This is a genomic window from Micromonospora chokoriensis (genome assembly GCF_000718555.1).
Taxonomy (GTDB): domain Bacteria; phylum Actinomycetota; class Actinomycetes; order Mycobacteriales; family Micromonosporaceae; genus Micromonospora; species Micromonospora chokoriensis_B.
The window spans coordinates 40178-66231 of the sequence record NZ_JOAN01000021.1; the positions used below are offsets into that span (position 1 = coordinate 40178).

Sequence of the window (26054 nt, forward strand, 5' to 3'; positions counted from 1 at the left end):
AGTGCATGATCCACTCGGATTCCTTGATACTGCGGCATCCGAATGCCCTCGACGCCCCGACTTCCGTAAAGCCGAGTCGATCACGCCCCGGGTGGCGACGGGAGGTTCTGAACTACTCCGGGTCGCGGTCGACGAGCGGATTGCTCTGCACCCAGTCGGCCGTCTCGTCGTACTTGCGCGCGATGTACTCCTCCAGGCGTGCGCGCTCCACGCGCCACTGGCCGCGCCCACCGATCTTGATCGCCGGCAGTTCGCCGCTGCGCACCATGTGGTAGACCTGCGAGTCCGACACGTTGAGCTCGGCGGCTACGTCGGAGAGCAGCAGGAACCTCGGCTCCACAGGAAACTCCCCGGGGTTGGTGTCGTTTGGCTTAGTTTGCCATCGACAGCCCGGACAACCCAGCACTGGGCCGGGTCAGTGGCGGACCGGCCGGGCGGGACACACCGGGCTGGCAACTTCCTCCGGCCGGAGCCGGGGTGTATGACGGTCACGGCGTGCGGCATGATCTGCGCCCGTGCCGGCGGCCGCCGGTGGAGGACGACGCGGGGGAGAAGACCGGTGACCGACGAGATTGTCCGGGTGTACGTGCCGGCGACCGTACCGATGCTGGCCCGCCTGCGGGAGGAGGGGCTGGCCGCCGACGAGGCGCACGCCGTGACCCCGGCGCTGCGCGAGTGGTACGCCGAGGGCGACGAGGAGGAGTTGGAGTACGTCGCGTTCACCCGGGCCGCCCAGGACGCGCTGCACCTGCTCCGGGCCGACCCGACCGCTCCCCGCCGTCGCGTCGTCGTCTCGGTCGACCTGCCCTCGGGAGCGCTCGGGCGCGGCGATGGCGAGCTGGGTTCCAGCACGGTGACGTTGGCCGAGGTGGTGCCGGTGGGTGCCGTTGCGGCCATTCACGTGGACAGCGAAGACGCGGCCGAAGAGGTCGGCGCGGCGGCCGACGTGGTGGCCGAGGCGGCCGCCGGTGACCCCGACGCCCAGTTCACCGTCGACGGCGCCGAGGACCACGAGCTGGAGTGGTACGACGTGTCAGAGCTGGACCTGCTGCTGCGCGCCACCAGCTGACCACGCCGCAGACGCCACACGCGCCGGAAGCGGACCGTCAGCCGTCAGCGGGTCGGGTCCGCGTCGAATGCCTCGGCCGGGCTCGGCTCGTCGTCCTCCGGGTCGACCCGGTCCGCGACGGTGGTCGAGCCGTCGGCCGGCTCGTCGTCGTCGCTGGGTGCCGGGCTGAGCGTTCGGCCGAACGCGATGAGCGCGGTCAGCGCCCCCACGAAGAGCACCCAGATGCCGTTGTCCACCCGCGAGGTGCCCAGCGAGGTCTGCGCCACCGCGTCCGCCTCACTGAGCGCGCTGGCGAGGTCGAGCAGGGACCGGCCGCCGACCCGGATGATCACCTCGGCGAGCAGCAGGAGTAGCCCTGGCCCGGCGCCGGCGAGCAGGTACGCCGGCCAGCGCAGCGCCGGGGCCTCGGGGTCGCGGCGGACGGCTCGACGCCGTGCCCAGGTCAGGTAGCCGAAGGCGAGCAGCCCAGCCAGCAGCCCGGCGACGAGCGATTCGGTCCGGGACACCCACTTGGCCGCGTCGATCAACGACTGTTGGCTGTCGCCGGACCCGAAGAGGTCGAAGAGCGGGTCCCGGGCACGGCTGAACGCGACCACAAAGATCAGCGTGCCCAGCGCGGCGGTGACCACCGCACCGATCGCCGGAGCGGTCCGCGCGCCGGCCAGGGCCCCACCGATGATCGCCGCGGCTGCCGTGGTGCCGGCGATCACGTTCGTGGTGGACGTGTCGAAGTAGGTGAGGTTGATGGCCAGCGCGGCAGCGAGCCCGACCAGCATTCCGCCGCCGATCGCCCCGGCGAAGCGCAGGGTGGCCCAGTCGCCGTACCGGCGGGCCAGCAGGTTGCCGCCGGCCAGCGCGACGCCCGCCCCGGCCACCAGCGCGGCCGAGATCACACCGGGCAGGGCGAACGCGGAGAGACTGATCGCGGTGACCCCGGCCGCCGCCGAGGTGATGGCCTCCCTGGTGGACCAGAGCATGGCGGCCAGCCACCCGAGCGCCAGCAGCGCGAGCACTGCCGCGCCGGGCGCGGGCAGCGGCCGACTGTCGGCGCTGGCCGCGTCGACCGTCGGCTCGTCCGACTCAGCGGCCGGGACGCGGCCGGGCTGCTTGGTCATCGTCTCCCCTTCGAGGCGGCAGGTCACCGACCATTCAGGGTACGCGGGCCTGCTGGGCCGCCCGCCGCCCCGGGACTGCGGGCCGGATCGAGACCGGTCGGTAAGGGGAGGAGGGGTGGGTCGGTCCTTGGCTCAAGGCGGTGGCGGAGGCGGGGCGTGAGGCCCTCCATGGGAGAATCACGGGAGGTCCCGCCGCTGCTCGGCCTCCCGTGCGGCGTCCGGTGTCCGGCCGCCCGGTCGGTGCCCGCGGGTCCGGTTTCGCCACTGCTGTCGAGATCGCCAGGAGCCTTGATGGATGCCGTGTTCTCCGTTCCCGAGCCGCGCAACGAGCCGGTTCGCAACTACGAGCCGGGCAACCCCGACCGGGACCGGCTCCAGCGGCGGCTGACCGAGCTCGCCGCCGAGCGCATCGACCTTCCGATGACCATCGGCGGTCAGCAGCGGATGGCCGGCGGTGACCCGATCAACGTGGTGCAGCCGCACAAGCACGCGCACGTGCTGGGTGTGACGGCGCACGCCACCCACGACGACGCCCGCGCGGCGGTCCAGGCGGCCAAGGACGCCGCGCCGATGTGGCGGGCGCTGCCCTTCGAGGAGCGCGCCGCGATCTTCCTGCGCGCCGCCGAGCTGCTCGCCGGTCCCTGGCGCGACACCCTCAACGCCGCCACCATGCTCGGCCAGTCGAAGACCGCGATCCAGGCGGAGATCGACGCGGCGTGCGAGTTCATCGACTTCCTCCGGTTCAACGTGCACTTCGCGCGCCGCCTGCTCGAGGAGCAGCCGGCGTCCTCGCCCGGGGTCTGGAACCGCTTCGACCACCGCCCGCTGGAGGGCTTCGTCTACGCGGTCACCCCGTTCAACTTCACCGCCATCGCCGGCAACCTGCCGTCGGCGCCGGCCCTGCTGGGCAACACGGTGGTCTGGAAGCCGGGCCCGACCCAGCAGTTCGCCGCGCACTTCACCATGCGGCTCTTCGAGGCCGCCGGCCTGCCGCCCGGCGTGATCAACATGGTCACCGGCCGGGGCGAGGAGGTCTCCGACGTCGTGCTCGCCGACCCGGATCTGGCCGGCATCCACTTCACCGGTTCGACGAAGGTCTTCCAGCAGTTGTGGCGGACCGTGGGTGACAACATCGCCCGCTACCGGGGTTACCCGCGCCTGGTCGGCGAGACCGGCGGCAAGGACTTCGTCGTGGCGCACACCAGCGCCGACGTGGACGCCCTGCACACCGCGCTGATCCGCGGCGCGTACGAGTACCAGGGTCAGAAGTGCTCGGCGGCCTCGCGGGCGTACGTGCCGCGCTCGATCTGGGAGGGTGGGCTGCGCGACCGGCTGGCCGCCACCGTCGAATCGCTGACCTACGGTGACGTGGCCGACTTCAGCAACTTCGGCGGCGCCGTGATCGACGACAAGGCGTTCGGCCGGCACACCGCCGCGCTGGAGCTGATCGCCGGCGACGACAGTTGCCGGGTGCTGGCCGGTGGCACCGCCGACGACTCGGTCGGCTACTTCGTCCGGCCGACCCTCTTCGAGTGCGGTGATGCCGCCCACGAGACCTTCACCACCGAGTACTTCGGGCCGATCCTGGGCGTGCACGTCTTCGACGACGCCCGCTTCGACGAGGTGGTCGCGCAGGCCGAGTCGATCGCCCCGTACGCGCTGACCGGCTCGGTCTTCGCCACCGACCGCCGGGTGGTCGACGCGGTCGGCGAGCGCATGCGGTACGCGGCCGGCAACTTCTACATCAACGACAAGCCGACCGGCGCGGTGGTCGGGCAGCAGCCCTTCGGCGGTGCCCGGGCCAGCGGCACCAACGACAAGGCCGGCTCCTGGCTCAACCTGGTCCGCTGGGTCTCCCCGCGCACGATCAAGGAGACCTTCGTGGCGCCGACCGACCACACGTACCCCCACATGGGCTGACCGGCGACGACCCGCCGGCGGCGCGCGTGGCGCCGCCGGCGGACGCCCGGAATGCCGCAATCCATCGATAGTCCTCAACGGACAGTCTGCCGCCGACAGTGCACTTAGGAAGTCCTGTTGGGTGGCAAACCGGCAAATCCTGGACGCCGGGTGCGCAAAGTGGCAGCGTAGTGGGCATGGCGGATTCCGGAGTCAACCCTACGGCGGCGGCCTTGCTCGGCCTCCTCCACGAGGGCCCGATGACAGGCGGTCAGTTGATGGCCGCCGCTGAGCGCCGTCTGGCGCCGTATTGGTCGATGACCCGCAGTCAGGTGTACCGCGAGTTGCCGGTGCTGGCTGAGCGGGGTTTTGTGCGGCTCGGCAAGCCGGGCCCGCGGATGAGCCAGCCGTACGCGCTCACCGCCAGCGGAAAACGGACGTTTTCCCGCTGGCTGGCGGAGAACCCGGGGCGGGACACCATCCGCAACCCGATAGCGCTCCGGATGGCCTTCGGCAACCTGCACTCCGCCAGCCAACTGAAGGGCCTGTACGCCTCGGCCAACGAATACCACACCGAGGCCCTCGCCCAGGTCCGGGAGCAGGTGAAGAACGCCAAACGGGACGGCGAGACGTACGACGCCAGCGCGTTGGAGTTCGCCGTCGCCTACCACAAGGCGGCCCTGTCGTGGCTGAAGTCCGCCCCCGTCGGGTGACCTTCGGCGGATTCGCCGACAGCAAACGCGCTGCTCCGACAGCGGCACAGTATTCTTGTCTGTCGTGACCGCTGCCGATTACGCCGAACAGCTCAAGGAACTCGACGCGACCCTGCGAAACATCGAGGCCGTCCTCAACATCGACCGGCTCCACGAGGACAAGGCCCGCCTTGAGCAGGAGGCGTCCGCCCCCGACCTGTGGGACGACCAGGCCAAGGCCCAGCAGGTGACCTCGCAGCTGTCGTACGTCAACGGCGAGATCAGCAAGCTGGGCAGCCTGCGCTCGGGCCTCGACGACGCCCTGGTGCTGCTGGAGCTGGCCGAGGCCGAGGCCGACCCGGGCGTGCTGACCGAGGTCGAGTCGGAGATCACCGGGCTGACCAAGGCCATCCAGGAGATGGAGGTCCGCACCCTGCTCTCCGGCGAGTACGACTCGCGGGAGGCGCTGGTCGCCATCCGGGCCGGCGCGGGTGGCGTGGACGCGGCGGACTTCGCCGAGATGCTGCTGCGGATGTACCTGCGCTGGGCGGAGCGGCACGGCTACCCGACCGAGGTCTACGAGACCTCGTACGCCGAGGAGGCGGGCCTGAAGTCGGCCACCTTCGCGGTGAAGGTGCCGTACGCGTACGGCACGCTCAGCGTCGAGTCGGGCACCCACCGGCTGGTCCGGATCAGCCCGTTCGACAACCAGGGCCGTCGGCAGACCAGCTTCGCGGGCGTCGAGGTCCTGCCGGTCACCGAGCAGACCGACCACATCGACATCCCGGAGAACGAGGTACGGGTCGACGTCTACCGCTCCTCCGGCCCGGGTGGGCAGAGCGTCAACACCACCGACTCGGCGGTCCGGCTGACCCACATTCCGACCGGCATCGTGGTGACCTGCCAGAACGAGAAGTCCCAACTGCAGAACAAGGCCTCCGCGCTGCGGGTGCTCCAGGCCCGACTGCTGGAGCGTAAGCGCCAGGAGGAGCAGGCCAAGCTCGAAGGGCTCAAGGAGAACGCGGCCGGCTCGTGGGGCGACCAGATGCGCTCCTACGTCCTGCACCCGTATCAGATGGTGAAGGATCTCCGAACTGAGCAGGAGACCGGCAATCCGAGCGCGGTCTTCGATGGCGAGTTGGACGGTTTCATCGAGGCGGGCATCCGCTGGCGCAAGCAGCGGCAGATCGCCGGCGACCGTGCGTGACGGCACGTGGGCGGAGCGCGTCATCGATCTCCAGGTAGAAGCCTGATTCGACGACTCGCGCCGGTTCGGCGGGGCGTGGGGCTTGGCTCAGTTGTTACACCGCGTAGACTCACCACCCGTGATTCAGCTTGAGCAAGTGACGAAGACGTACCCGAAGGCGTCCCGGCCTTCGCTCGACAACGTGTCCGTCTCGATCGAGAAGGGCGAGTTCGTCTTCTTCATCGGTCCATCCGGCTCCGGCAAGTCCACGATCATCAAGATGCTGCTGCACGAGGTGGCCCCCAACAAGGGTCGCGTCGTCGTCAACGGCAAGGACGTCACGTCGATGCGCTCCTGGAAGCGACCCCACTTCCGGCGCTCGATCGGCTGTGTCTTCCAGGACTTCCGGCTGCTGCCGAACCGCACCGCGTACGAGAACGTGGCGTTCGCCCTCGAGGTGATCGGCAAGACAAAGGCGGTTGCCCGCCGAGTCGTGCCGGAGGTGCTGGAGCTGGTCGGGCTCGGTGGCAAGGAGCACCGCTACCCGCACGAGCTCTCCGGTGGTGAGCAGCAGCGGGTCGCCGTCGCCCGGGCGTTCGTGAACCGTCCGCTGATCCTGTTGGCGGACGAGCCGACCGGAAACCTGGACCCGGACACCTCGATCGAGATCATGCGTCTGCTGGACCGGATCAACCGCACCGGCACGACCGTCGTGATGGTCACCCACGACTCCAACATCGTGAACCAGATGCGCCGCCGCGTCGTTGAGATTGAGAGCGGTCGCATCGTGCGTGACCAGGCCCGCGGCGTCTACGGGTGAGCCGGCGCTTCACCCCTGCGCAGCCTGACGACGAACACCTCATGCCGGAGACCCGGAGGAAATCCCGATGCGCGTGAAATACGTCCTGTCCGAGGTACTGGTCGGACTGTGGCGCAACGTGACCATGTCCATCGCGATGATCATCACGATGGCGGTCTCGCTGACCATGCTCGGCGCCAGCGGTCTCATGTACCGCCAGGTCGACGACATGAAGGACCTTTACTACAAGAACATCGAAGTCTCGATCTTCCTCAAGACGGACGTCACCGATGCGCAGCGCGAGCAGGTGCAGGGGCAGCTTGAGGCCGACCCGCTGATCAACAACGTCATCTACGTCGACAAGACCGAGGCGTACAAGCGGTTCCAGGAGATGTTCCAGGACGCGCCGGATCTGATCAGCGCCGTCAAGGAGGACAGCCTCCCGCCGTCGTTCCGGATCAAGCTGAAGAACCCGGAGCAGTACAAGAACATCTACGACCAGTACAAGAACACCGAGGGTGTCGAAGAGATCATCGATCAGAGTCGACTGCTCGACAAGATCTTCAACATCCTCACCTCGATCCAGAACATCGCGTTGGCCGCTGCCGTCGTGATGGCCATCGCCGCCCTGCTGCTGGTCGCGAACACCATTCAGGTGGCCGCGTACAGCAAGCGGCGTGAGGTGGCGGTCATGAAGCTGGTCGGCGCGTCCAACTGGTTCATCCAGGCGCCGTTCGTGCTGGAGGCCGTGGTGGCCGGCCTGATCGGCTCACTGCTGGGTCTGGTCGCCCTGGTCGCGGCGAAATACCTGCTCTTCGAACGGTCACTCAGCGCGTTGGATGGGCTGCTCTCGCCGATCACCTGGGGTGACATCCTGTTCATCTTCCCGCTGATGGCTGGCGTCGGTGGTCTGGTCAGCGCAGGCACCGCCTGGATCACCCTGCGCTTCTACCTGCGGGTCTAGGCACCGCACGGGGTCGACCCGTCGTCTCTCAAGGGCCCTCCCGCAGCCGGAAATAAACGGCGCGGGAGGGTCCTTGTCATTCGGGTAACATGATCGGTTGTCCGGCCGGGGTGAGCCCGGCCAGGGACGTTGCAGGAGAGGGGGTGGCACCGATGCCACGGGAAAAGGGGCGCAAGGTGGTCGCCTCCAACAAGAAGGCGCGCCACGACTACGCGATCCTCGACACGTACGAGGCGGGCATGGCGCTGACCGGCACCGAGGTCAAGTCGCTGCGGGCCGGGCGGGCGTCGCTTGTCGACGCGTTCGCTCAGGAGCGGGACAACGAGCTGTTCCTGCATTCCATGCACATCCCGGAGTACACCCAGGGCACCTGGACCAACCACGAGCCCCGGCGTACCCGCAAGCTGCTGCTCAACCGGGGCGAGCTCGACAAGCTTCTCGGCAAGACCCGCGAGGGCGGTCTGACCATCGTCCCGTTGCAGGTCTACTTCTCCGACGGCTGGGCCAAGGTCGAGATTGCCCTGGCCAAGGGCAAGAAGTCGTACGACAAGCGGCAGGATCTCGCCAAGCGGGACGCGGACCGGGAGATCGCCCGGGTGTCTGGTCGGCGCGGCAAGGGCATGGACGACTAGTTCATCCTTTTTGTCCGGGTCGGCATGCCGGCCCGGGGCTCGGGATGAAAGCGGTTGCGGCAGGCGTTAGTCTTGTCAGTGCCACCACATCGGTGGCCTGTCGAGGGGGTGACTGGTTTCGACTTCGTACGCAGCGACAGGGGAAGCGAGCCGAGGAAGCCGACGTCGTCTCGAGAATCGGTCGTCGGAAACTTATAAGCGCCAAGAACAATCGCGCTGACTTCGCTCTCGCCGCCTGAGGCGAGTAGCTAAGTCTGTCGGCCTGGGAACGCCTTCGTCCCAGTAGCCGGCATCAGCTAGAAGGCTGGCCAATCGGACCCGGTCGCGGGGTCCGTGCGGCGAGATTAATCAGCGACTGGGCCCGTCACACCAACTTGCTCGCGTGAGCGGTGGGGCCGAGTAGAGGCACAGCGAGCTGCGCTCGGAGAAGCCCTGACAAACCGGCGAAGGACCCGGGTTCGATTCCCGGCACCTCCACCACCTCGAACGAAGCGCCCCGGCCCACCAGCCGGGGCGCTTTGTTGTCCGCCGAGGATGGCCGGCGGCCCGACTCGCCTACGCTGCCCCCTGTGACAAACGAGGAGCTGCGCCTGTCGGTCGGCGCGTCGCCCGGCCAGCGCATCGTGGCGGTGGTGGCCGGCGTCTTCATCGCGGCCGTCGGCGCGGCGTTCGTGGCGTTGCCGCTCGTCGCCGACGGGTTGCTGCGCCGGCTGACCGGCCCGGGTGACGCCCTCGCCTCCTATGAGGAGGCCCGCGACCTGCCACCGGGAATGCTGCCGCCCGCGCTTCAGAATTCCGGTGCCGACTCGAACCAGGCCGGGCTCAGCCCGTTCGTCGGCCTGTGTGGTCTGCCCTTCGTCCTGCTCGGCGTCTTCCTCGTGCTGCGGGTGCTGCGCACGGCAGCATGGCTGGACGGCAGCCGGGCCCGGGTACGCGGCGCGGTGCGGAGCCGCACCGTCGACCTCGCCACCGCCCAGATCGAGTCCGGCGCGGTGTCGTATCGCGAGCCGGACGACGACGGTCCGGCCGGCGGCCCGCAGGTGCGCGCCATTCTCGCCACCGACCGGGGGAGTGCGCGGGGGGTCACCATCCCACTGCGCGGCATGGGGCTGCCCAGCCTGCCGCCGTCCGAGCTGCGGGCGCTGGCCGACGCGATCACGACGGGCCGACCGGGCGACGGGCCCGACGGTGACGCGCAGGCCGTGGCCGACCAACTGCGTCGCCTGGCCGAGCGCCCGCCGACCGGCTGAGCGGGGCCGCACGGGCTCTGCGGGTCGGGAACCGGCCGGTCTACCGACGCGTCGAACCGGACATGCGTCGACCGGCCCTGCTGCTCGTACTTCCGTTGTTGCTCACCGCTGCCTGTGCGGCGACCGACGCCGGCACGGCCGACGGCCCACGCGGCCCGACGCGCGGCGCGGAGGCGTTCGAACAGCGGGCCGCTCAGGTCGCTGAGGCGTGGCGGCCCGGCCCCGACTGGCGCACGGGGTACGTGCCGCTGGAGGGGCCGACCCTGCTCACCGGTGACCCGGGCTTCACCCCCGACACCGAGGCGGCCTTCCGGGCCGGCTGGTACCGGGCGGCGGTCCCGATACCGCCCACCCGGGTCGGCGGCGAGATCCGCTTTCCGGACGGACGGCTGACGCTGCCGTTGGTCAGCGCCGCCGAGGCGTACCGGCAGCTCGACCAGGGTGACCCGTTGCCCTGCCCCGGGCGGCCGAAGCGGCCCGGCCGACCGACACCCGGGGGCCCCACCGTCGAGCCGGGGCCGGACGGGTGGGACACCAGCAGCACGCAGACCGCCTGCCTTGCGCTCACCGTCACCGCTGTGACGTTCGGTGCCGTGCCGGTCCGCACGAGCCGGGGTGCGGCGCAGGTCCCGGCCTGGCTGTTCACCATCAAGGAGTTGGCCGTCCCGGTGGCCCGGCTCGCCGTCGCGCCGACGGCGGTCACACCCGTCCCCGAGGCCACCGCACCGGCCCGGCCGCTGCCGGACGGGTTGGTGGCCGCCCAGGACCTGGCCGCCGTCGACGACGCCCGGTTGACCGTGCGGCTCGGCGTCGGCGCGTGCGACACCGGGATCACCCCGTTGGTGTGGGAACGGCCGGACGTCGTGGTGGTCGGTGGCCGAGTCACCCGGGCCACCGGCGAATGCATCGCCCTGCTGAAGCTGGAGCCGGTCACCGTCACCCTCGCGGCGCCGCTGGGCACCCGGCCGGTGCTGGACGTCTCCACCGGTGCCCCGCTGTCGATCGCACCGCGCTGACGAGCCGCCTCAGAGGAGCCGGGGCACGTCGGTGCTGATCGGCACCGGCAACACCGTGGGCCGGTCGGCGCGCAGCCCGGTGGCGAGCGCCGCGCCGAGCTGATCGGGGGTCTCCACCACCTGCGTGGCGCAGCCGTAGCCGGCCGCGATCGCGATGATGTCCAGCCCCGGCAGGTCCAGGCCGGGCACCCCGGGAGTCTCCTTCAGCTCGGCGAACGCCTTGAGGATCGCGTACTGCTGGTTGACCGGGACGACGACCACCACCGGCAGTGCCAGGCGCGCGGCCGTCCAGAGCGCCTGCACCGAGTAGTGGAATGAGCCGTCGCCGATCACCGCCACCACCGGGCGAGCGCGTCCGGCGTCCCGCTCGGCCAGGGCCACGCCGATCGCCGCCGGCAGGCCGTAGCCGAGACCACCGCTGGCCATCGTGAAGTACGACGCCGGGCGGGTGATCCGAAGCTGACGACGCAGCGCGGACAGATTGGACGGTGACTCCTGGACCAGCACGCCGTCGGCCGGCCAGTGTGCGGCCAGCGCGGCGAACAACGCGTCGGCGCTCAGTGGGTTGGTGACCTCCGGCGGTGGCGGGGTGGCCCGTGGCGCGGGTGCCGGCCGGTCGCTCGGCGGCACCCGTTCGACAAGCGCGGTCAACGCCAGCCCGGGGTCGCTGAGCAGGCTGTCCCCGACCGGGGCTCGCGCGGCCTCGTCGGGGTCGTCCGTGACGTGCAGCAGGCGGGCGCCGTCGGGCAGGTGCCCGCCCGGCACGTACGGGTAGTAGCGGAACACCGGGGCGCCGACGACCAGCACCGTGTCGTGCCCCTGCAGCGCCTCGGCCAGCGGCCCGATCGCGTACGGCAGCACTCCACGAAAGTGCGGGTGGTCCTCGGGGAACACGGCCCGCTCAGTGGCGGGGGCCGACCAGACCGGGGCGGCCAGCCGCTCGGCCAGCGCGACGGCCGCCGGCCAACTCGCCGAGCGGTCCACCCCCGGCCCGTACACGAGCACGGGGTTGCGGCTGCCGGCCAGGACCCGGGCGAACTCGTCCAGCCGCTGGGGGTCCGGTGCGAACCGGGTGGCCACGGTACGCGGCGCGGGCGGGGGGTCGGCTGGCTGTGCCCAGTCGTCCATCGGCAGGGAGAGAAAGACCGGACCGGCTGGTGGCTGCACCGCTGTCGCGTACGCCCGCAGCACCGCCGCGGGAATGTCCTGTGCCCGGGCCGGCTCGTAGGCCCACTTCACGTAGGGCTGCGGAAGCTCGGTGGGTCGGCGGCTGGCCAGCCGGGGTTCGAGGAGCAGCATCTCCCGTGTCTGCTGCCCGGCGGTGACGATCAGCGGGGTCTTGTTGTGCCAAGCGGTGACGAGGTTGCCCATGCCGTTGCCGGTGCCCGGGGCGGTGTGCAGGTTGACGTGGGTGGGCACTCCGGCGGCCTGGGCGTAGCCGTCGGCCATCGCGACGGCCGTCGCCTCGTGCAGCGCGTGAACGTAGTGGAAGTCGGTGGGGAAGTCCTGGAGGAACGGCTCCTCGGTGGAGCCGGGGTTGCCGAAGACGGTGGTCATGCCGAGGGTGCGGAGCACGTCGTACGTCGCGTCCCGGACCGTTGCCATCGCCACCCGCCTCCATCTCGCGGGCAGCGACGACCGCAGTCGCCTTCCCGATCAGCCGAATCTATCGGGATGTGACGGACCTTTCGGGCGTTTCCCGGCCGTCGGTGGTCCGGATCCGTCGATCACCGGGGGATCTGTTCTCGGGGGCATCAGCCCTTCGTCTTAACTGTCTGATCACCCGCCGGTCAGACCTTAGCCAGCGCCCAGGACGCAGGCTATGGTGCCAGGCATGGCGTTGACAGCACGGCTGAACCCGATGCACCGGGCGGATCTGGTCGATGACCGGTCCTCGGCGCGGGCTCACGGTTGACGGGTGTGTGGCATGCAGGGAGAGGGCCAGGCGATCGGCGGACGAGCGATGGAGTCGATGACCGGGCGGCTGCTGGTCGCGACTCCGGCGCTCAAGGACCCGAACTTCGACCGTACGGTGGTGCTGCTGGTCGCCCATGAGCCGGGCGGCGCGCTCGGCGTGGTGCTGAACCGGGCCACCGAGGTGCCGGTGGCCGAGGTGCTCGGTGACTGGAGCGACCTGGCCCGCCACCCGGCGGTGCTCTTCGAGGGCGGCCCGGTGCAGCCCGACTCGGCCATCTGCCTCGCCCGCATGCGGCACCCGATGCGCCGGTTGAAGGGCTTCCACCAGGTCTCCGGGGCGGTCGGCACCATCGACCTCTCGGTCGACCCGGAACGGCTGCGGGAGAGCATCGGCGGCATTCGCGTCTTTGCCGGCTACTCCGGCTGGGGCAGTGGCCAGTTGGAGCAGGAGATCGCCGACGGGTCCTGGTTCGTGCTGGACGGGCTGCCCGGGGATGCCTTCGTCGACCGGCCCGACGACCTGTGGCCGATGGTGCTGCGCCGGCAGGGCGGGATGATGGCCGCGGTCGCACACTTCCCGCCGGACGTGGCGCTCAACTGACCCGGATCGGCAGGGGGACCCCGCGAGATGACCATGCGGGCCGGTCTGTGTATAGTTTCCCAGTGCCCGGGCAGCCGGGACAACAGCAAGGGGCCGTGGCGCAGCTGGTAGCGCACCACACTGGCAGTGTGGGGGTCAGGGGTTCGAGTCCCCTCGGCTCCACCCTTGTGAAACGCCCTGACCGGGAAAATCCGGTCAGGGCGTTTCGCTGTTTGCGCTATCTGATCTACCTGGTGCCGCTTCGGTCAGGAGACGCTGCCGGTGACCGACGTTCCGGACTTCGCCACGCGGTACGTGATCTGTGTGCCGCTCCAGAAGTGGAACGTGAGGGTGACCGCCGAGCCGTCGTTGACCTCGGCGAAGAACTCCGGCTTCAGGATGATGGTGTTCGCCGCGTAGTCCGGTTGGAAGTTGCTCCAGAACTCCTTGTACGAGGTCCAGTTGGCCGGCCCGGCGGGGCTGCCATCGGCGTACTTGGCCTCCATGGTGGCGAGCAGGTCACCGCGGAACTGGGTGGGGATGGTGAACGAGCTGGTCGTGCCGGTGGCGGCGGCCTGCGTCGGCGGGTCGTAGGAGATGACGCTGATCGGCCACGGCACGCCCTGCGAGAAGTGCGCTTCGAGGTTGGCGTTCACGCCCGGGGTGCGGTTGCCGACCAGACGGGTCAGCGCCGCGCTGGTCAGGGTCAGCGTGTTGCCGGAGACGGTGTAGTCGGTGCCGCTGGTCAGCACGGTGCTGCCCTGCCGCAGGCTCCGGAACGACGCCCCGTTGAGGTTCAGGGTGAGGGATTTGCTGGTGATGGTGCCGGTACGGCGTACGTAGATCTGGTCCGATGACGCGGTCGCGGACCGGGTGGTCCAGCTCGCCTTCATCAGGGCGTACAGGCCGGGGTCGCGCCACTGGAGGTCGTTGCGGTTGAGGAACGAGCCGGCGTCCCAGAGCATGGTGGTGAGTTTCCGGGTCCGGGCCTGGTAGCCGACGGCCTCGAAGAACTTGAGCAGTTCGCCGCGCTCGATGATGCCGGGCCGGGTGTAGTCGTAGCTGAGCAGCGCCCACTCGCCGACGATCACCGGGATGCCCTTGGCGACGAAGGTGTTGTGCACCCGGTCGAAGCCGTCGACCATGTCCTGCTCGACGTTGGCGTCGTAGCGGGTGCCGCCGGCGATGTTGACGCTGAACGGCCACCATCCGTAGAAGTGGACGGTCGCCGCGATGTTGTTGTCGCCCAACTGGCTGATCGTGGTCGCCAACGCGTCGAGCTGGGCCTGGTTGGAGTTGGTGTTCAGGGTGGGCAGCACGAGCAGGCGGGTGGCGTTGTTCCCGCCGGACTGGCGCAGGAGTCGGACGAACGCGACGTTCAGCTCGCGCAGCACCTCGTCGCTCTGCGCATCACCGGAGGTGCCGGTGAACTGCGGTTCGTTGATGCTCTCGAAGACGAGCTTCGACGAGTGGCTGCGGAACGTGGTGGCGATCTGCGTCCAGAGCGCGGTGTAGCGGTTCATGACGTTCGTGCGGTCACCGGGGTAGCCGTTGATCCACTGCCAGGAGTCGTGATGCAGGTTGACCAGCACGTAGAGGTTCTCCGCGAGCGCCCAGTCGACCACCTGGCGTACGCGGCTCAACCAGACCGCGTCGATCGTGTATGCCGGGGCGGATCCGTGGTGGTTGCTCCAGGTCACCGGGATGCGGATGCTGTTGTAGCCCTGCGACTTGATCTGGCGTAGCAGTGCCTGGGTCACCAGGGGGTTGCCCCACGCGGTCTCGTCGGGGATGGCGTCCAGGGTGTTGCCCAGGTTCCAGCCCGGCTGCATGGCCGCCACCGTCGCCATGGCGTCGCCGCCCGTCGGCGGCGGATCGGTGGGGGTCGGGGTCGGGGTCGGGGTCTCGCCCACTCGTCCCGTGCAGGTGACCCCGTTGAGGGCGAACGAACTCGGCGCGGTGTTGCCGCCGGTCCATGACCCGTTGAAGCCGAACGAGACCGTCGCGTTCGTGGCGATGGCCGCGTTGTAGCTCATGTTCCGCGCGGTGACCTGGTCACCCGACGAGGTGACCGTCGCGTTCCACGCCTGGGTGACCCGCTGGCCGGACGGGAACGCCCAGGTCACGCTCCAGCCGTTTACCGCGTCGCCGAGGTTGGTGATCTTCACGTCGGCGGTGAAGCCGCCCTGCCACTGCGACGGCACGGTGTACGCCACCTGGCAACCGGCCGCCGCCTGAGCGTTGCCGGCGACCATCAGGCCCGCCACCAGCAGTGTGAGCACTGCGCCGACGACGAGGCTGACCCGTCGATATGTCGTTCGGAGGTACTGCGAATTCATCAGGAGAACTCCTCGCCAGAGTGGCGCGCCTGCGGTGATGGTTCGGCGGCCGGTGCGGTCGTGCCGGCTCCGGCGTGTGCGGGGCTGTGGAGGCGACGCCCGATGGCCCATCGGCGTCCGGAGAACGCTCCGGTCGGTACGTGAGCGGTCGGGGGCGGTCAGCCTTGACCCGGCGGCGAGTGCCAACCAGGACGCCCGGAGTGACCAGCCACGTTGCCCGTAGACCGCATCAGCGGCCGGCGCGGGTTGAGTGCAACGTCGAAGCGTGCCCTGCGCCTCTGCGGCCGACGGTAGCTGTTATCGCTAACACTGACAAGCCATAGATATGCTTGACTGGGCCGGCGTGCTTGCCGTACGCCTGGGGTGGCAGACGCGAAAACGCCCCGACCGGAGATGACCCGGTCGGGGCGTTGGCGACTAGATGTCTGGTATGGGCTGGGTTAGCCCTGGCGGCTCTTCCACTGCGGGTTGGCGCGGTTCACCACGACCACCCGGCCGCGACGGCGGACCACCACCGAACCCGGCTTCTGCTTCAGCGCACGCAACGAGCTACGTACCTTCATGTCTGCCTCCTCGGTGCAAGCGGTTCCGAGTATCGAAACGCCGCACCCACCCGCCGGATTCCCGCCCGGTCAGCGTCGAACCTTTGCCGCCTGCGGGCCGTACCAGTGGGCGGAGGTCATCCTCATGCCCGTACGTCGGCTCCTCGCCACGGTGCTGGTCGCTGCCGCGACCGTGCCGCTGGCAGCCACCCCCGCCGCCGCCCACGGCGCCCCGACCGACCCGATCAGTCGCGCTGCGGCCTGCGGACCCGAGGGCCGGTACGCGGCGTCCAGCGCCTGCCGGGCGGCGATCCAGGCCGGCGCGGCGGTCCGCGAATGGGACAACGTACGCGTCGCCGCGATCAACGGGCGAGACCGGGAACGGATCCCAGACGGTGAGCTGTGCAGCGGCGGGCTGTCCGCGTACCGGGGGTTGGACCTGCCCCGGACCGACTGGCCGAGCACGGAGCTGACCACCGGCGCGAAGTTCACCTTCCGGTACCGGACCACCATCGAGCACCGGGGCACCTTCCGGCTCTACGTCAGCACGCCCGACTATGACCCCCGCAAGAAGCTGACCTGGGCGGATCTGGAGTCGCGGCCGTTTCTGACCCTGAAGGACCCGCCGGTGCGGGCCGGGGCGTACCAGTTGGCGGGTCGGCTCCCGGCGGGCCGCAGCGGCCGACACCTGATCTACACGATCTGGCAGAACTCCAACACCCAGGACACCTACTACTCCTGCTCGGACGTGGTGTTCCGGGCCGGCACGGACACCGCCACCCCGTCGAAGGTCGCCGCGACGAAGAGCGCGGCGACTGCGCCGCGTACCGCCGCGAGTGCGCCGGCCACCACCGAGTCGGCGGTGGCGGCGGCGGCCGACCCAGGCGTGCCGGTGGCGGCGGTGACCGACCTCGGCGGCCGGTGGCCGGTGCTGGCCGGTGCGGCCGCCGTGCTGGTCCTGGCGTTGCTGATCGGTGCCGGACGGCGACGTCGCAGCGCCGCCGCGCCGGTGGGCCGGCAGTGCGAGGTGCGCAACCACCGGGCCGGGCGGCGTCGGATCTGGTGACCCGACCCGCCCGGGGCCCGGCGGCGTTCAGCCCAGGAGTCGCTCGATCTCGGCCAACTCGTCGGCGCTGAAGTCGAGGTTGTCCAGCGCGGCGATGTTCGTCTCCAACTGCGCGACGCTGCTCGCCCCGATGATCAGGCTGGTCATCCGCGGGTCACGCAGCGCCCAGGCCAGCGCGAGCTGAGCGAGGGACTGGCCGCGCCGCTCGGCGACCGCGCCGAGCCCGCGGATGGTGGCCATCTTCTCCTCGCTGAGGTCGCTCTCGTTGAGGAAGACGCTGGTGCGGACCCGCGAGTCGGCCGGGATGCCACCCAGGTAACGGTCGGTCAGCAGGCCCTGGGCCAACGGGCTGTACGCGATGCAGCCCGCGCCGACCTGCTCCAGCGTGTCGAGCAGGCCGTCGGACTCGGTCCAGCGGTTGAGCATCGAGTACGACGGCTGGTTGATCAGCAGCGGCGTACCCAGCTCGCGCAGGATCGCGGCGGCCCTCGCGGTCTGCTCCGAGTTGTAGTTCGAGATGCCGACGTAGAGCGCCTTGCCGGAGCGGACGATGGCGTCGAGCGCCCCCATCGTCTCCTCCAACGGGGTGTCCGGGTCGAACCGGTGCGAGTAGAAGATGTCGACGTAATCCAGCCCCATCCGGCCCAGCGACTGGTCCAGCGACGAGATCAGGTTCTTGCGCGAGCCCCACTCGCCGTACGGGCCGGGCCACATCAGGTACCCGGCCTTGCTGGAGATGACCAGCTCGTCCCGGTACGGCTTAAGGTCGGTGGCGAGCATCCGGCCGAAGTTCTCCTCCGCCGAGCCGGGCGGCGGGCCGTAGTTGTTGGCCAGGTCGAAGTGGGTGACACCCAGGTCGAAGGCGCGTCGCACGATGTCGCGCTGCCGTTCGAACGGGCGGTCCGGGCCGAAGTTGTGCCACAGCCCGAGCGAGACGGCGGGCAGCCGCAAACCACTGCGCCCGCTGCGCCGGTAGGTCATGGTGTCGTAGCGGTCATCCGAGGCGAGATAGGTCACGATCATGAGCCTAGCCCCGGCCGGCGGTGCCGAGGATCGGGCGTGAAAACCAGGACATCGGGGTAGTTTCGACACCAAGCGTCACGTTCGCCACGCCGACCGGAGAGTGAGCACTGTGGACGACATCACCGCACTGATCCTGGACGACCACGCCGCCTTCCGGCGCGGCTTCGCCCGCCTCGACGACGCCCGCGACGAGCAGGAACTCCTCGCCATCTGGGACGCCCTGGCCCTGCACCTGGACATCCACGCCGAGGCCGAGGAAGCGATCCTCTACCCGCACCTGGTCAAGCACGGCGACGACGGCGAGGACGAGACCGCCGACGCGATCGGCGACCACAACAAGATCCGCGATGCGATCGCCGAGGCGAAGCTGCACCCGGTCGGCTCGACGCAGTGGTGGGAGGCGGTCGGCACGGCCCGCCGGGAGAACAGTGAGCACCTGGCCGAGGAGGAGGACGAGGCGCTGCCCGACTTCCGCCGGCACGCCAGCACCGAACTCCGCGCCGAGCTGGGCCAACGCTGGCTGACCTTCTACGGCGAGCACAAGTTCGGCCGCAACCTCCCGTTCCGCGACAAGGACCCGCAGCAGTACGTCGCCGACCACCGCTGAGAAGCCCGTCGATGCTCGGGGCACCCCTGCGAAGGTGAGCTAGCGTGGGTCGGGTGACTGCGCCTACCCCGGTAATCCCGGTTCCACCGGCCGACCTGCCCGGCACGCTCGGCGCGCTACGGGCGGCCGGTCACCAGTACCGCACCGTCAAGCAGGAACTCCGCGACAACCTCCTCGCCCGGATGCGCTCCGGCGAGACCCGTTTCCCCGGCATCGTCGGCTACGACGACACCGTGCTGCCCGAGGTCGAGCGGGCACTGCTCGCCGGGCACGACATGGTGCTGCTCGGCGAGCGCGGCCAGGGCAAGACCCGGCTGATCCGCTCGCTTGGCGCGTTGCTCGACGAGTGGACCCCCGTCCTGCCCGGCTCGGTGCTCAACGAGCACCCGCTGCACCCGCTCACCCCGGCGTCCCGCGCCGAGGTCGCCGAGGCCGGCGACGACCTGCCGATCGGCTGGCTGCACCGGTCGATGCGGTACGGCGAGAAGTTGGCCACCCCGGACACCAGCGTCGGCGACCTGATCGGTGACGTCGACCCGATCCGGATCGCCCAGGGTCGTACCCTCGGTGACCCGGAGACCATCCACTTCGGGTTGGTGCCGCGCACCAACCGGGGCATCTTCGCCGTCAACGAGCTGCCCGACCTTGCCGAACGCATCCAGGTGGCGCTGCTCAACGTGCTGGAGGAGCGGGACATCCAGGTGCGCGGCTACCAGCTGCGCCTGCCACTGGACCTGCTCCTGGTGGCCAGCGCCAACCCGGAGGACTACACCAACCGGGGCCGGATCATCACCCCTCTCAAGGACCGGTTCGGCGCGGAGATCCGCACCCACTACCCGGTCGACCTGGAGCTGGAGCTGGCGCTGATCCGCCAGGAGGCCGACCTGGTCGCCGAGGTGCCGGAGCACGTGCTGGAGGTGCTGGCCCGCTTCGCCCGCGCCGTGCGGGAGTCGCCGTCGGTGGACCCGCGCTCGGGTGTCTCCGCCCGCTTCGCCATCGCCGCCGCCGAGACGGTCGCCGGTGCCGCGCTGCGTCGCGCCGGCCTGCTCGCCGCCACCGACACCCCGGGGGTACGCCCCGAGGCCGCGGTCGCCCGCGTCGGCGACGCGGTGTCGGTGACCAGCACGTTGCGCGGCAAGGTCGAGTTCGAGAGCGGTGAGGAGGGTCGGGAGACCGAGATCCTCGCCCACCTGCTGCGTACCGCGACCGCCGAGACGTTCCGGGCTCACCTCGCCGGGCTGGACCTGTCCGGGTTCACCGCCCTGGTCGAGGATGGCGCGGCGATCGAGACCGGCGAGCTGGTCAGCGCCGCCGAGCTGCTCCGCCAGGTCGGCACCGTGCCCGGGTTGGCGAAGGTCCTCGACCGGCTCGACCTGGGCGACGCGCCGACGTCGGAGGAGGCCGCCGCGGCCGTCGAGTTCGTGCTGGAAGGGCTGCACCTGACCCGCCGGCTCGGCAAGGACGTCACCGACTCGGGGCGCACCGTCTACGGCGGCCGGGGCTGATCGTGGCCGGCAACCGGTTCCGGTACGGGCAGTGGAATGGCGGGCCCGACCCGCTCGCACCCCCGTACGACGTGCGTGAGGCGGTGGACGCGGTCGGCGCCGAGGTGCTGGCCGGCGGCAGCCTGCGGCAGGCGCTGCGCGACCTGCTGCGCCGTGGCCCGCAGGGGCGGGGTGGCCTGGACGACCTGGCCGCTCGGGCTCGGCGGTTGCGCCGGGAGGCGCTGCGCCGGGGTGACCTGGACGGCGCGGTGACCAGGGCGCAGGCCCTGCTCGACCAGGCCCTCGCCGCCGAGCGGGACGAGCTGCGGGGTCGCGACGACGACGACGCGCGGTTCGCCGAGTCGGTGCTGGACAATCTGCCCCGTTCGACCGCGCGGGCGGTGCAGGAGCTGTCCGGCTACCAGTGGGCCAGCGACGACGCCCGCCGCTCGTACCAGCAGATCCTCGACCAACTCCGCGACGACGTGCTCGGTCAGCGCTTCGCCGGGCTGCGCGACGCGGTGCGAGCCTCCGCCGACCCGGCCGCTCAGCGGCGGCTCGCCGAGATGATGGGCGACCTCAACGACCTGCTGGCCCGGCATGGTCGCGCGGAGGACACCACCGACGCGTTCGCCGAGTTCATGCGCCGACACGGCGATTTCTTCCCGGAGCAGCCGAAGAGCGTCGACGAGTTGATCGACGTGCTGGCCCGCCGTGCGGCGGCCGGTGAGCGGCTGATGAACTCGCTCTCCGAGCGGCAGCGCGCCGAGCTGGCCGGCCTCATGCAGCAGTCGCTCGGCGACCGTCTCGCGGGGGAGCTGTCCGCGCTCGACGCGAACCTGCGGGCGCTGCGACCCGACCTGCGCTGGGGGCGGGGCGAGCGGGTCCGCGGCGAACAACCGCTTGACTACGCCGATGCTGCCGGCGCGCTGGGTGAGATCGGCGAGCTGGACGACCTGCTGGACCAGCTCGACCAGGAACACCCCGGGGCGACCCTCGACGACGTGGACGTCGACGCGGTGGCCCGCACGCTGGGCCGGGACGCGGCCGACGACGTTCGCCGACTGCGCGATCTGGAGCGGGAGCTGCGCCGCCAGGGTTGGGTGAGCCGGGACGCGGAAGGGCTCACGCTGAGCCCGAAGGCGCTGCGCCGGCTCGGCGGGACCGCGCTGCGGCGGGTCTTCGCCGAGCTGACCGCTGGGCCGCGCGGCCAGCACGACCTGCGCTCAGCCGGCGCGGCGGGCGAGGTCAGCGGCGCGTCCAGACCCTGGGAGTACGGCGACGAGCAGCCGTTGGACGTGGTCCGGACACTCACTCGGGCGGTCAGTCGGGCCGGGCCGACGGTTCCGGTGCAGCTTGCGGTGGACGACTTCGAGGTGGTGGAGACCGAGAAGCGGGCCTCGGCCGCGGTGGTGCTCTGCGTCGACCTGTCGTACTCGATGATCTCTCAGGGTCGTTGGGGGCCGATGAAGCAGACGGCGCTGGCGCTGGCACACCTGATGGAGACGCGCTTCCCGCAGGACGCCTTGCAGATCGTGGGTTTCGGCCGGGAGGCGATGACGCTCACCCAGTTGGAGTTGGCGGCCGTGGAGCCGGACGGAGAGCAGGGCACCAACCTCCAGCACGCGCTGCGGTTGGCGGGCCGGCACCTGCGCCGGCACCCGGACGCCGAGCCGATCGTGCTTGTGGTCACCGACGGCGAGCCGACCGCCCACCTGGACCCGGACGACGGGGAGGCGCTGTTCCACTGGCCGCCGCTGCCGGAGACGATCGAGGCGACGGTCCGTGAGGTGGACCGGCTCAGCCGCTACGGCGCCACGCTCAACCTGTTCATGCTCGGCGACGACCCGGGCCTGCGGCGCTTCGTCGACGCGGTGGCCCGCCGCAGCCGGGGCCGGATGTTCACCCCCGACACCGACGACCTGGGCGAGTACGTGGTCAGCGACTACCTCCGCTCCCGCCAATCCCGCCGCTAACGTCCCGTCGGGCGGGTTGACTGGGGGGATGGAGAGCGGGGGATTGCTGCGGGAGGCTTACGGTGCCCTGTTCGCGGAGGTCGACGCTGGTGGGTTCGGTCCGGCTCCGCAGGGGCAGCTCACCGCCGAGCAGATCGTCGCGCACCTGGTGGCCAACGACGAGTTGATGATCCAGGCCACCGAGGCGTTGCTGGCCGGGTCGCCGTTCGCGTACTACGAGTTGGAAGAGGACATCCACCGTCCGCAGCTCGACGCGCTCGCCGCGGAGCAGGGCGGTCTTCGTGGCCTGACCGCGCTGCTGCACGACACCAGCGACCGGCTGTGCGGGCTGGTCGACCAGCTCGGCCTGGCGGCGGAGGCCCCGGTCGAGACGCACCTGCGCGAGGGTTTCGACCTCATCGTCGACGAGCCGCTGCCCTGGTCCCGCACCCTCGACCTGCACGCCCGGGTGCACCTGCCCAAGCACCAGGCCCAACTGCACGGCCTCCGGTCCTGAGCGACACCGATCGGCCGGTCGGCGCCGCAGGTCTTGCCCAATCGAGCGTGATGTCTGTGAGTCATCACGATGACCCACAGACATCACGCTCGCACTAGTGCTGCCCACCCCGCCCCAAGCCCTCCGCCGATCTTGCATTTTCTGTCCCGACAGAAGTGGCATAAGAGGGCAAGTCGGCAACAGTAAGTGCAAGATCGCGGGGCGGGGCGGCTGGGCGGGGGTGGAAGGTGCGGCGGTAGGTGGACGGGGCTACGCCGATGCGTTGGTGGAGTTGCTGGCGCAGGGCGGCGGTGGTGCCGAAACCACTGCGGTGGGCGATCTGGTCGACGGTGAGGTCGGTCGTCTCCAGCAGCAGCCTCGCGTGGTCGGTGCGCTGTTGCAGGAGCCACTGGGCCGGGCTCAGGCCGGTCTCCGACCGGAAGCGCCGGGTGAAGGTGCGCACGCTCATCCGGGCCTGCTCGGCCAGGTCGCGCAGCGCGATCGGCTCGTGCAGCCGCTGCCGTGCCCACTCCCGAGCGCCCGCGGTGCTGGTGTCGGTGGCCTTCGGCACCGGCTGCTCGATGTACTGCGCCTGGCCGCCGTCGCGCCACGGCGGCATCACGCAGCGGCGGGCCGCCCGGTTGGCCACCTCGCTGCCGTGGTCGAGACGGATGACGTGTAGGCAGAGATCGATGCCGGCGGCGACTCCGGCCGAGGTGAGCACCCGGTCGTCGGCGATGAAGAGCACACCCGGGTCGAGGTCCACCCGGGCGTGCAGGTGACGGAACCGCTCGGCGTACGCCCAGTGGGTGGTTGCCCGCCGCCCGTCGAGCAGCCCGGCGGCGGCCAGCACGAACGCGCCGGTGCAGATCGACATGATCCGGGCGCCCCGCTCGTACGCCGCGCGCAGCGCCTCGGTCACCTCCGGCTCGGCGGTGCCCGAGGTCAACGCAGTGCCGTCGTGGATGCCCGGCACGATCACCGTGTCGGCGGTGTCGAGCAGCTCCAGACCGTGGTCGGGGAGCACCTGGAAGCCGGCGGTGCTGCGGACTGGCTGCCCGCCCGGGGTGCACACCCGGACGTCGTAGAAGGGTGTGCCGTCGGCGGCCCGGGCGGTGCTGAAGACCTGGGACGGGGTGCCGAGGTCCAGGCCGACCACCTGGTGCAGGGCGAGTACGGCGATCCGGTGCGGGCCAGCGCTCATGGCCCGATTATTGCGCATGATGGCTTTCCGGCCACTCGTCGCCGCGATCGGCCCGGCCCAGACTTGTCGCGTGACCAAGAACCGCCGCCTGCATCCCGCCTGGCTGGTCGCCGCCGTCGCCTTCGTGGCGCTGGTCGGCGCGGCTGGCTTCCGCGCCACCCCGTCGGTGCTGCTGCACCCGCTGCACGAGGAGTTCGGCTGGCCGCTGGCCACGATCTCCGCGGCCGTCTCGGTCAACCTGCTGCTCTACGGGCTCACCGCGCCGTTCGCGGCCGCCCTGATGGACCGGTTCGGCATCCGTCGGGTGGTCTCGGTGGCGCTGCTGCTGGTCGCCGCGGGCAGCGGGTTGACGGTCTTCATGACCGCCAGCTGGCAGCTCCTGCTCTGCTGGGGTGTGCTGGTGGGGCTGGGCACCGGCTCGATGGCGCTGGCATTCGTGGCCACCGTCACCGGACGCTGGTTCGTCCACCGACGAGGCCTGGTCACCGGAGTGCTGACCGCTGGCGGCGCGGCCGGACAACTCGTGTTCCTGCCACTGATCGCCATCCTGGTACGCGATCACGGCTGGCGTACCGCCGCACTCGTCGTGGCGGTGGCGGCGCTGGCGGTCGTACCCCTGGTGGTGTGGCTGTTGCGCGAGCACCCGGCAGATCTCGGCCTGCCCGCCTACGGCGCGACCGAGGTCGTCGCGGCGCCGGCGGCGACCGGCGGCGCGGCGACCCGGGCGCTCGGCGCGCTGGCGACCGCGGCCCGGACCCGACCGTTCTGGCTGCTCGCCGGAGGGTTCGCGATCTGCGGGGCGACCACCAACGGCCTGGTCGGTACGCACTTCGTGCCGGCCGCGCACGACCACGGCATGGCACAGACCACCGCGGCCGGGCTGCTTGCCCTGGTGGGGCTCTTCGACATCGTCGGCACGATCGCCTCCGGCTGGCTCACCGACCGGGTGGACAGCCGGTTGCTGCTCGGCGTGTACTACGCGCTGCGCGGGTTGTCCCTGCTGGTGCTGCCGAGCCTGTTCGCCGGCACCGCTGAGCCGAGCATGCTGGTGTTCATCGTCTTCTACGGCCTGGACTGGGTGGCCACCGTGCCGCCCACGGTGGCGCTGTGCCGGGAGTACTTCGGTGCCGCCGGGGCGGTGGTGTTCGGTTGGGTGTTCGCCGCGCACCAACTCGGCGCGGCGGTCGCCGCCACCGGGGCGGGGCTGGTCCGGGACCGGCTGGGCGACTACGCGATGGCCTGGTACGTGGCCGGCGCGCTGTCGATCGGCGCCGCCGGGCTGTCGCTGCTGCTGCGTCGGCGGCCGGGCCGAGCAGTGCCGGAGGCCGTGCTGCTCGCCGCGACGGCGCCCAAGGCGTGGAGCTTCCGGGGCTGAACCGCGACGCGTCGGCCGGTCAGCCCAGCGTCCACTGTTGCGACGGCCGGCCGTCGCAGGGTCGCTGCCGGATGTCGTCGCCGGCCTCGACGCCGTCGTCGTCGACCTGGGCGCACTTGTTGCTGTGCGCGGCGACGAGCAGCGCCGCGCCGGTACCGGCCCCGCCGAGCCGCCACTGCTGGTTGACCTCGCCGTGGCAGGGGAACTGCTGCAACCGTGCGCCGTCGTCCCGACTGCCACCCTCGACGTCGAGGCACTGCCCGGACGCGGCGTTGGTCAACGACAGCACGTCCGCGCCGGCCGGGTTGAGCACCCACTGCTGCTCCGGGCCGCCGGTGCACACGGCCAACTCGGCCTCGGCCTTCTCGCCGTCGCCGTCGAGACCCAGGCAGAGGCCCGAGGCGGCACGCAGCGACCGGGGCCCGGTGGGCGGGGCGGCCGGCGTGCTGGCCGACGGGGTCGGCGACGGCTCGGCCGGTGCGCTCGGGCTCGGCTCGCCGACCGGGTCACTGGGCTGGGCCGCGCCCGACGGCGTCCCGACCGCCGCCGGCACGGCCGGCTCGTCGTCACCGTCGAGCAGCCCGGTGGCGAAGACGACCCCCAGGAGTACGCCGACGACCCCGACCGCCACCGCGACGCGCAGCAGCGGATCGGCCAGCGGGCCGGAGCGTGATGCCCGGTGACCGCCATAGACGGTGCCGGCGGAATCGGGGCGTTCCTCGGGCGGCATAGGCGTCATCCTCACCCACGACATCGCGTCGGAGCCAGTCCGGCCGTGCGCACCCGCCGTTGGGGAGCCGTCGGGCATGCCACCGCGCGGGAAACTGCCAGCGTCGACATCCCA

24 protein-coding genes, 1 tRNA gene and 1 other RNA gene are annotated in these 26054 nt (G+C 70.9%); 18 read left to right on the plus strand and 8 right to left on the minus strand.

All coding sequences use genetic code 11. The features are described from left to right. Positions 1-112: 112 nt before the first annotated feature. A complete protein-coding gene (locus IF46_RS0125165) occupies positions 113-340 on the minus strand; it encodes a helix-turn-helix domain-containing protein (protein WP_030490852.1) in 228 nt (75 codons plus the stop codon). A gap of 219 nt (positions 341-559) precedes the next feature. On the opposite strand from IF46_RS0125165, the gene IF46_RS0125170 reads away from it, so the two are divergent. Beyond that, a complete protein-coding gene (locus IF46_RS0125170) occupies positions 560-1069 on the plus strand; it encodes a DUF6912 family protein (protein WP_030490853.1) in 510 nt (169 codons plus the stop codon). Positions 1070-1113: 44 nt separating this feature from the next. Here IF46_RS0125170 and IF46_RS0125175 read toward each other — a convergent pair whose 3' ends face one another. Beyond that, positions 1114-2184, minus strand: coding sequence for a hypothetical protein (locus tag IF46_RS0125175; protein WP_232234158.1), 1071 nt, complete (start codon positions 2182-2184; stop codon positions 1114-1116). Between the two features lie 291 nt (positions 2185-2475). Here IF46_RS0125175 and pruA point away from each other — a divergent pair, with 291 nt between their 5' ends. The 9 genes from pruA to IF46_RS0125215 all read left to right on the plus strand — a co-directional run bounded on the left by pruA (position 2476) and on the right by IF46_RS0125215 (position 10622). Continuing rightward, positions 2476-4104: an L-glutamate gamma-semialdehyde dehydrogenase gene (gene pruA, locus IF46_RS0125180; protein WP_030490855.1), complete on the plus strand. Its 1629-nt coding sequence runs from the start codon at positions 2476-2478 to the stop codon at positions 4102-4104. A 176-nt stretch (positions 4105-4280) separates the two neighbouring features. Then, positions 4281-4796 (plus strand): PadR family transcriptional regulator, encoded by a 516-nt coding sequence (locus IF46_RS0125185; protein WP_030490856.1) that lies wholly within the window; start codon positions 4281-4283, stop codon positions 4794-4796. 64 nt (positions 4797-4860) lie between these two features. Then, positions 4861-5982, plus strand: a complete 1122-nt coding sequence (gene prfB / locus IF46_RS0125190; protein WP_030490857.1) for a peptide chain release factor 2 — start codon at positions 4861-4863, stop codon at positions 5980-5982. 118 nt (positions 5983-6100) lie between these two features. Further along, positions 6101-6781, plus strand: coding sequence for a cell division ATP-binding protein FtsE (gene ftsE / locus IF46_RS0125195; protein ID WP_030331491.1), 681 nt, complete (start codon positions 6101-6103; stop codon positions 6779-6781). 67 nt (positions 6782-6848) lie between these two features. After that, positions 6849-7724 carry a permease-like cell division protein FtsX gene (gene ftsX / locus IF46_RS0125200; protein WP_030490858.1) on the plus strand — a complete coding sequence of 292 codons (876 nt, stop codon included), beginning with the start codon at positions 6849-6851 and terminating at the stop codon, positions 7722-7724. 152 nt (positions 7725-7876) lie between these two features. Next, positions 7877-8356 (plus strand): SsrA-binding protein SmpB, encoded by a 480-nt coding sequence (gene smpB, locus IF46_RS0125205; protein WP_007455863.1) that lies wholly within the window; start codon positions 7877-7879, stop codon positions 8354-8356. 104 nt (positions 8357-8460) lie between these two features. Beyond that, positions 8461-8836, plus strand: a transfer-messenger RNA (tmRNA) gene (ssrA, locus tag IF46_RS33975). 89 nt (positions 8837-8925) lie between these two features. Continuing rightward, positions 8926-9606, plus strand: a complete 681-nt coding sequence (locus IF46_RS0125210) for a hypothetical protein (protein ID WP_030490859.1) — start codon at positions 8926-8928, stop codon at positions 9604-9606. 62 nt (positions 9607-9668) lie between these two features. Continuing rightward, entirely contained in the window at positions 9669-10622 is a 954-nt protein-coding gene (locus tag IF46_RS0125215) for a hypothetical protein (protein WP_030490860.1), read from the plus strand. Between the two features lie 9 nt (positions 10623-10631). On the opposite strand, the gene mdlC is transcribed toward IF46_RS0125215, so the two are convergent. Beyond that, positions 10632-12227, minus strand: coding sequence for a benzoylformate decarboxylase (gene mdlC, locus IF46_RS0125220; RefSeq protein WP_030490861.1), 1596 nt, complete (start codon positions 12225-12227; stop codon positions 10632-10634). A gap of 322 nt (positions 12228-12549) precedes the next feature. On the opposite strand from mdlC, the gene IF46_RS0125225 reads away from it, so the two are divergent. Both IF46_RS0125225 and IF46_RS0125230 read left to right on the plus strand, forming a co-directional pair. After that, positions 12550-13140: a YqgE/AlgH family protein gene (locus tag IF46_RS0125225; RefSeq protein ID WP_030490862.1), complete on the plus strand. Its 591-nt coding sequence runs from the start codon at positions 12550-12552 to the stop codon at positions 13138-13140. Positions 13141-13229: 89 nt separating this feature from the next. Continuing rightward, positions 13230-13302 (plus strand) — tRNA-Ala (locus IF46_RS0125230). 83 nt (positions 13303-13385) lie between these two features. Here the strand turns inward: IF46_RS0125230 and IF46_RS0125235 are convergent. Next, on the minus strand, positions 13386-15458 hold the full coding sequence (locus IF46_RS0125235; protein ID WP_051724164.1) for a cellulase family glycosylhydrolase: 2073 nt from the start codon (positions 15456-15458) through the stop codon (positions 13386-13388). Positions 15459-15898: 440 nt separating this feature from the next. Beyond that, a complete protein-coding gene (locus IF46_RS0125240) occupies positions 15899-16021 on the minus strand; it encodes a 50S ribosomal protein L36 (protein WP_030490864.1) in 123 nt (40 codons plus the stop codon). Between the two features lie 124 nt (positions 16022-16145). Between IF46_RS0125240 and IF46_RS0125245 the strand changes: the two genes are divergently transcribed. After that, positions 16146-17066 (plus strand): lytic polysaccharide monooxygenase auxiliary activity family 9 protein, encoded by a 921-nt coding sequence (locus IF46_RS0125245; protein ID WP_030490865.1) that lies wholly within the window; start codon positions 16146-16148, stop codon positions 17064-17066. A 27-nt stretch (positions 17067-17093) separates the two neighbouring features. Here the strand turns inward: IF46_RS0125245 and mgrA are convergent, their stop codons facing one another. Next, positions 17094-18089 (minus strand): L-glyceraldehyde 3-phosphate reductase, encoded by a 996-nt coding sequence (gene mgrA, locus IF46_RS0125250; protein ID WP_030490866.1) that lies wholly within the window; start codon positions 18087-18089, stop codon positions 17094-17096. Between the two features lie 109 nt (positions 18090-18198). On the opposite strand from mgrA, the gene IF46_RS0125255 reads away from it, so the two are divergent. Genes IF46_RS0125255 through IF46_RS0125270 form a run of 4 tightly spaced genes read left to right on the plus strand, consistent with a single transcriptional unit; the run spans position 18199 to position 22652 of the window. Beyond that, the gene (locus tag IF46_RS0125255) at positions 18199-18696 is read left to right on the plus strand and encodes a hemerythrin domain-containing protein (RefSeq protein ID WP_030490867.1); all 498 of its coding nucleotides are present in this window, start codon (positions 18199-18201) and stop codon (positions 18694-18696) included. A 44-nt stretch (positions 18697-18740) separates the two neighbouring features. Beyond that, the gene (locus IF46_RS0125260; RefSeq protein WP_030490868.1) at positions 18741-20201 is read left to right on the plus strand and encodes a sigma 54-interacting transcriptional regulator; all 1461 of its coding nucleotides are present in this window, start codon (positions 18741-18743) and stop codon (positions 20199-20201) included. Continuing rightward, on the plus strand, positions 20201-22156 hold the full coding sequence (locus tag IF46_RS0125265; protein ID WP_157563456.1) for a VWA domain-containing protein: 1956 nt from the start codon (positions 20201-20203) through the stop codon (positions 22154-22156). Before IF46_RS0125260 ends, IF46_RS0125265 begins: the two co-directional genes overlap by 1 nt. A gap of 28 nt (positions 22157-22184) precedes the next feature. Continuing rightward, complete coding sequence (locus tag IF46_RS0125270; RefSeq protein ID WP_030490870.1) at positions 22185-22652, plus strand: hypothetical protein; 468 nt, start codon at positions 22185-22187, stop codon at positions 22650-22652. A 94-nt stretch (positions 22653-22746) separates the two neighbouring features. On the opposite strand, the gene IF46_RS0125275 is transcribed toward IF46_RS0125270, so the two are convergent. Next, entirely contained in the window at positions 22747-23853 is a 1107-nt protein-coding gene (locus IF46_RS0125275) for a GlxA family transcriptional regulator (protein WP_232234159.1), read from the minus strand. Position 23854: 1 nt separating this feature from the next. Between IF46_RS0125275 and IF46_RS0125280 the strand changes: the two genes are divergently transcribed. Beyond that, positions 23855-25210 carry an MFS transporter gene (locus IF46_RS0125280; protein ID WP_420063590.1) on the plus strand — a complete coding sequence of 452 codons (1356 nt, stop codon included), beginning with the start codon at positions 23855-23857 and terminating at the stop codon, positions 25208-25210. A gap of 19 nt (positions 25211-25229) precedes the next feature. On the opposite strand, the gene IF46_RS0125285 is transcribed toward IF46_RS0125280, so the two are convergent. After that, on the minus strand, positions 25230-25940 hold the full coding sequence (locus IF46_RS0125285) for an RICIN domain-containing protein (RefSeq protein ID WP_030490873.1): 711 nt from the start codon (positions 25938-25940) through the stop codon (positions 25230-25232). Positions 25941-26054 lie beyond the last annotated feature (114 nt).

Excerpts from the sequence above, each read along its gene's own strand:
- IF46_RS0125285 (WP_030490873.1), bottom strand. The coding sequence starts at position 25,940 with ATGCCGCCCGAGGAACGCCCCGATTCCGCCGGCACCGTCTATGGCGGT.
- pruA (WP_030490855.1), top strand. The coding sequence starts at position 2,476 with ATGGATGCCGTGTTCTCCGTTCCCGAGCCGCGCAACGAGCCGGTTCGC.
- IF46_RS0125270 (WP_030490870.1), top strand. The coding sequence starts at position 22,185 with ATGGAGAGCGGGGGATTGCTGCGGGAGGCTTACGGTGCCCTGTTCGCG.
- IF46_RS0125280 (WP_420063590.1), top strand. The coding sequence starts at position 23,855 with ATGGCTTTCCGGCCACTCGTCGCCGCGATCGGCCCGGCCCAGACTTGT.
- IF46_RS0125275 (WP_232234159.1), bottom strand. The coding sequence starts at position 23,853 with ATGCGCAATAATCGGGCCATGAGCGCTGGCCCGCACCGGATCGCCGTA.
- smpB (WP_007455863.1), top strand. The coding sequence starts at position 7,877 with ATGCCACGGGAAAAGGGGCGCAAGGTGGTCGCCTCCAACAAGAAGGCG.
- IF46_RS0125185 (WP_030490856.1), top strand. The coding sequence starts at position 4,281 with ATGGCGGATTCCGGAGTCAACCCTACGGCGGCGGCCTTGCTCGGCCTC.
- mgrA (WP_030490866.1), bottom strand. The coding sequence starts at position 18,089 with ATGATCGTGACCTATCTCGCCTCGGATGACCGCTACGACACCATGACC.
- IF46_RS0125175 (WP_232234158.1), bottom strand. The coding sequence starts at position 2,184 with ATGACCAAGCAGCCCGGCCGCGTCCCGGCCGCTGAGTCGGACGAGCCG.
- IF46_RS0125215 (WP_030490860.1), top strand. The coding sequence starts at position 9,669 with ATGCGTCGACCGGCCCTGCTGCTCGTACTTCCGTTGTTGCTCACCGCT.
- ftsX (WP_030490858.1), top strand. The coding sequence starts at position 6,849 with ATGCGCGTGAAATACGTCCTGTCCGAGGTACTGGTCGGACTGTGGCGC.
- IF46_RS0125235 (WP_051724164.1), bottom strand. The coding sequence starts at position 15,458 with ATGAATTCGCAGTACCTCCGAACGACATATCGACGGGTCAGCCTCGTC.
- IF46_RS0125245 (WP_030490865.1), top strand. The coding sequence starts at position 16,146 with ATGCCCGTACGTCGGCTCCTCGCCACGGTGCTGGTCGCTGCCGCGACC.
- IF46_RS0125240 (WP_030490864.1), bottom strand. The coding sequence starts at position 16,021 with ATGAAGGTACGTAGCTCGTTGCGTGCGCTGAAGCAGAAGCCGGGTTCG.
- mdlC (WP_030490861.1), bottom strand. The coding sequence starts at position 12,227 with ATGGCAACGGTCCGGGACGCGACGTACGACGTGCTCCGCACCCTCGGC.
- IF46_RS0125225 (WP_030490862.1), top strand. The coding sequence starts at position 12,550 with ATGCAGGGAGAGGGCCAGGCGATCGGCGGACGAGCGATGGAGTCGATG.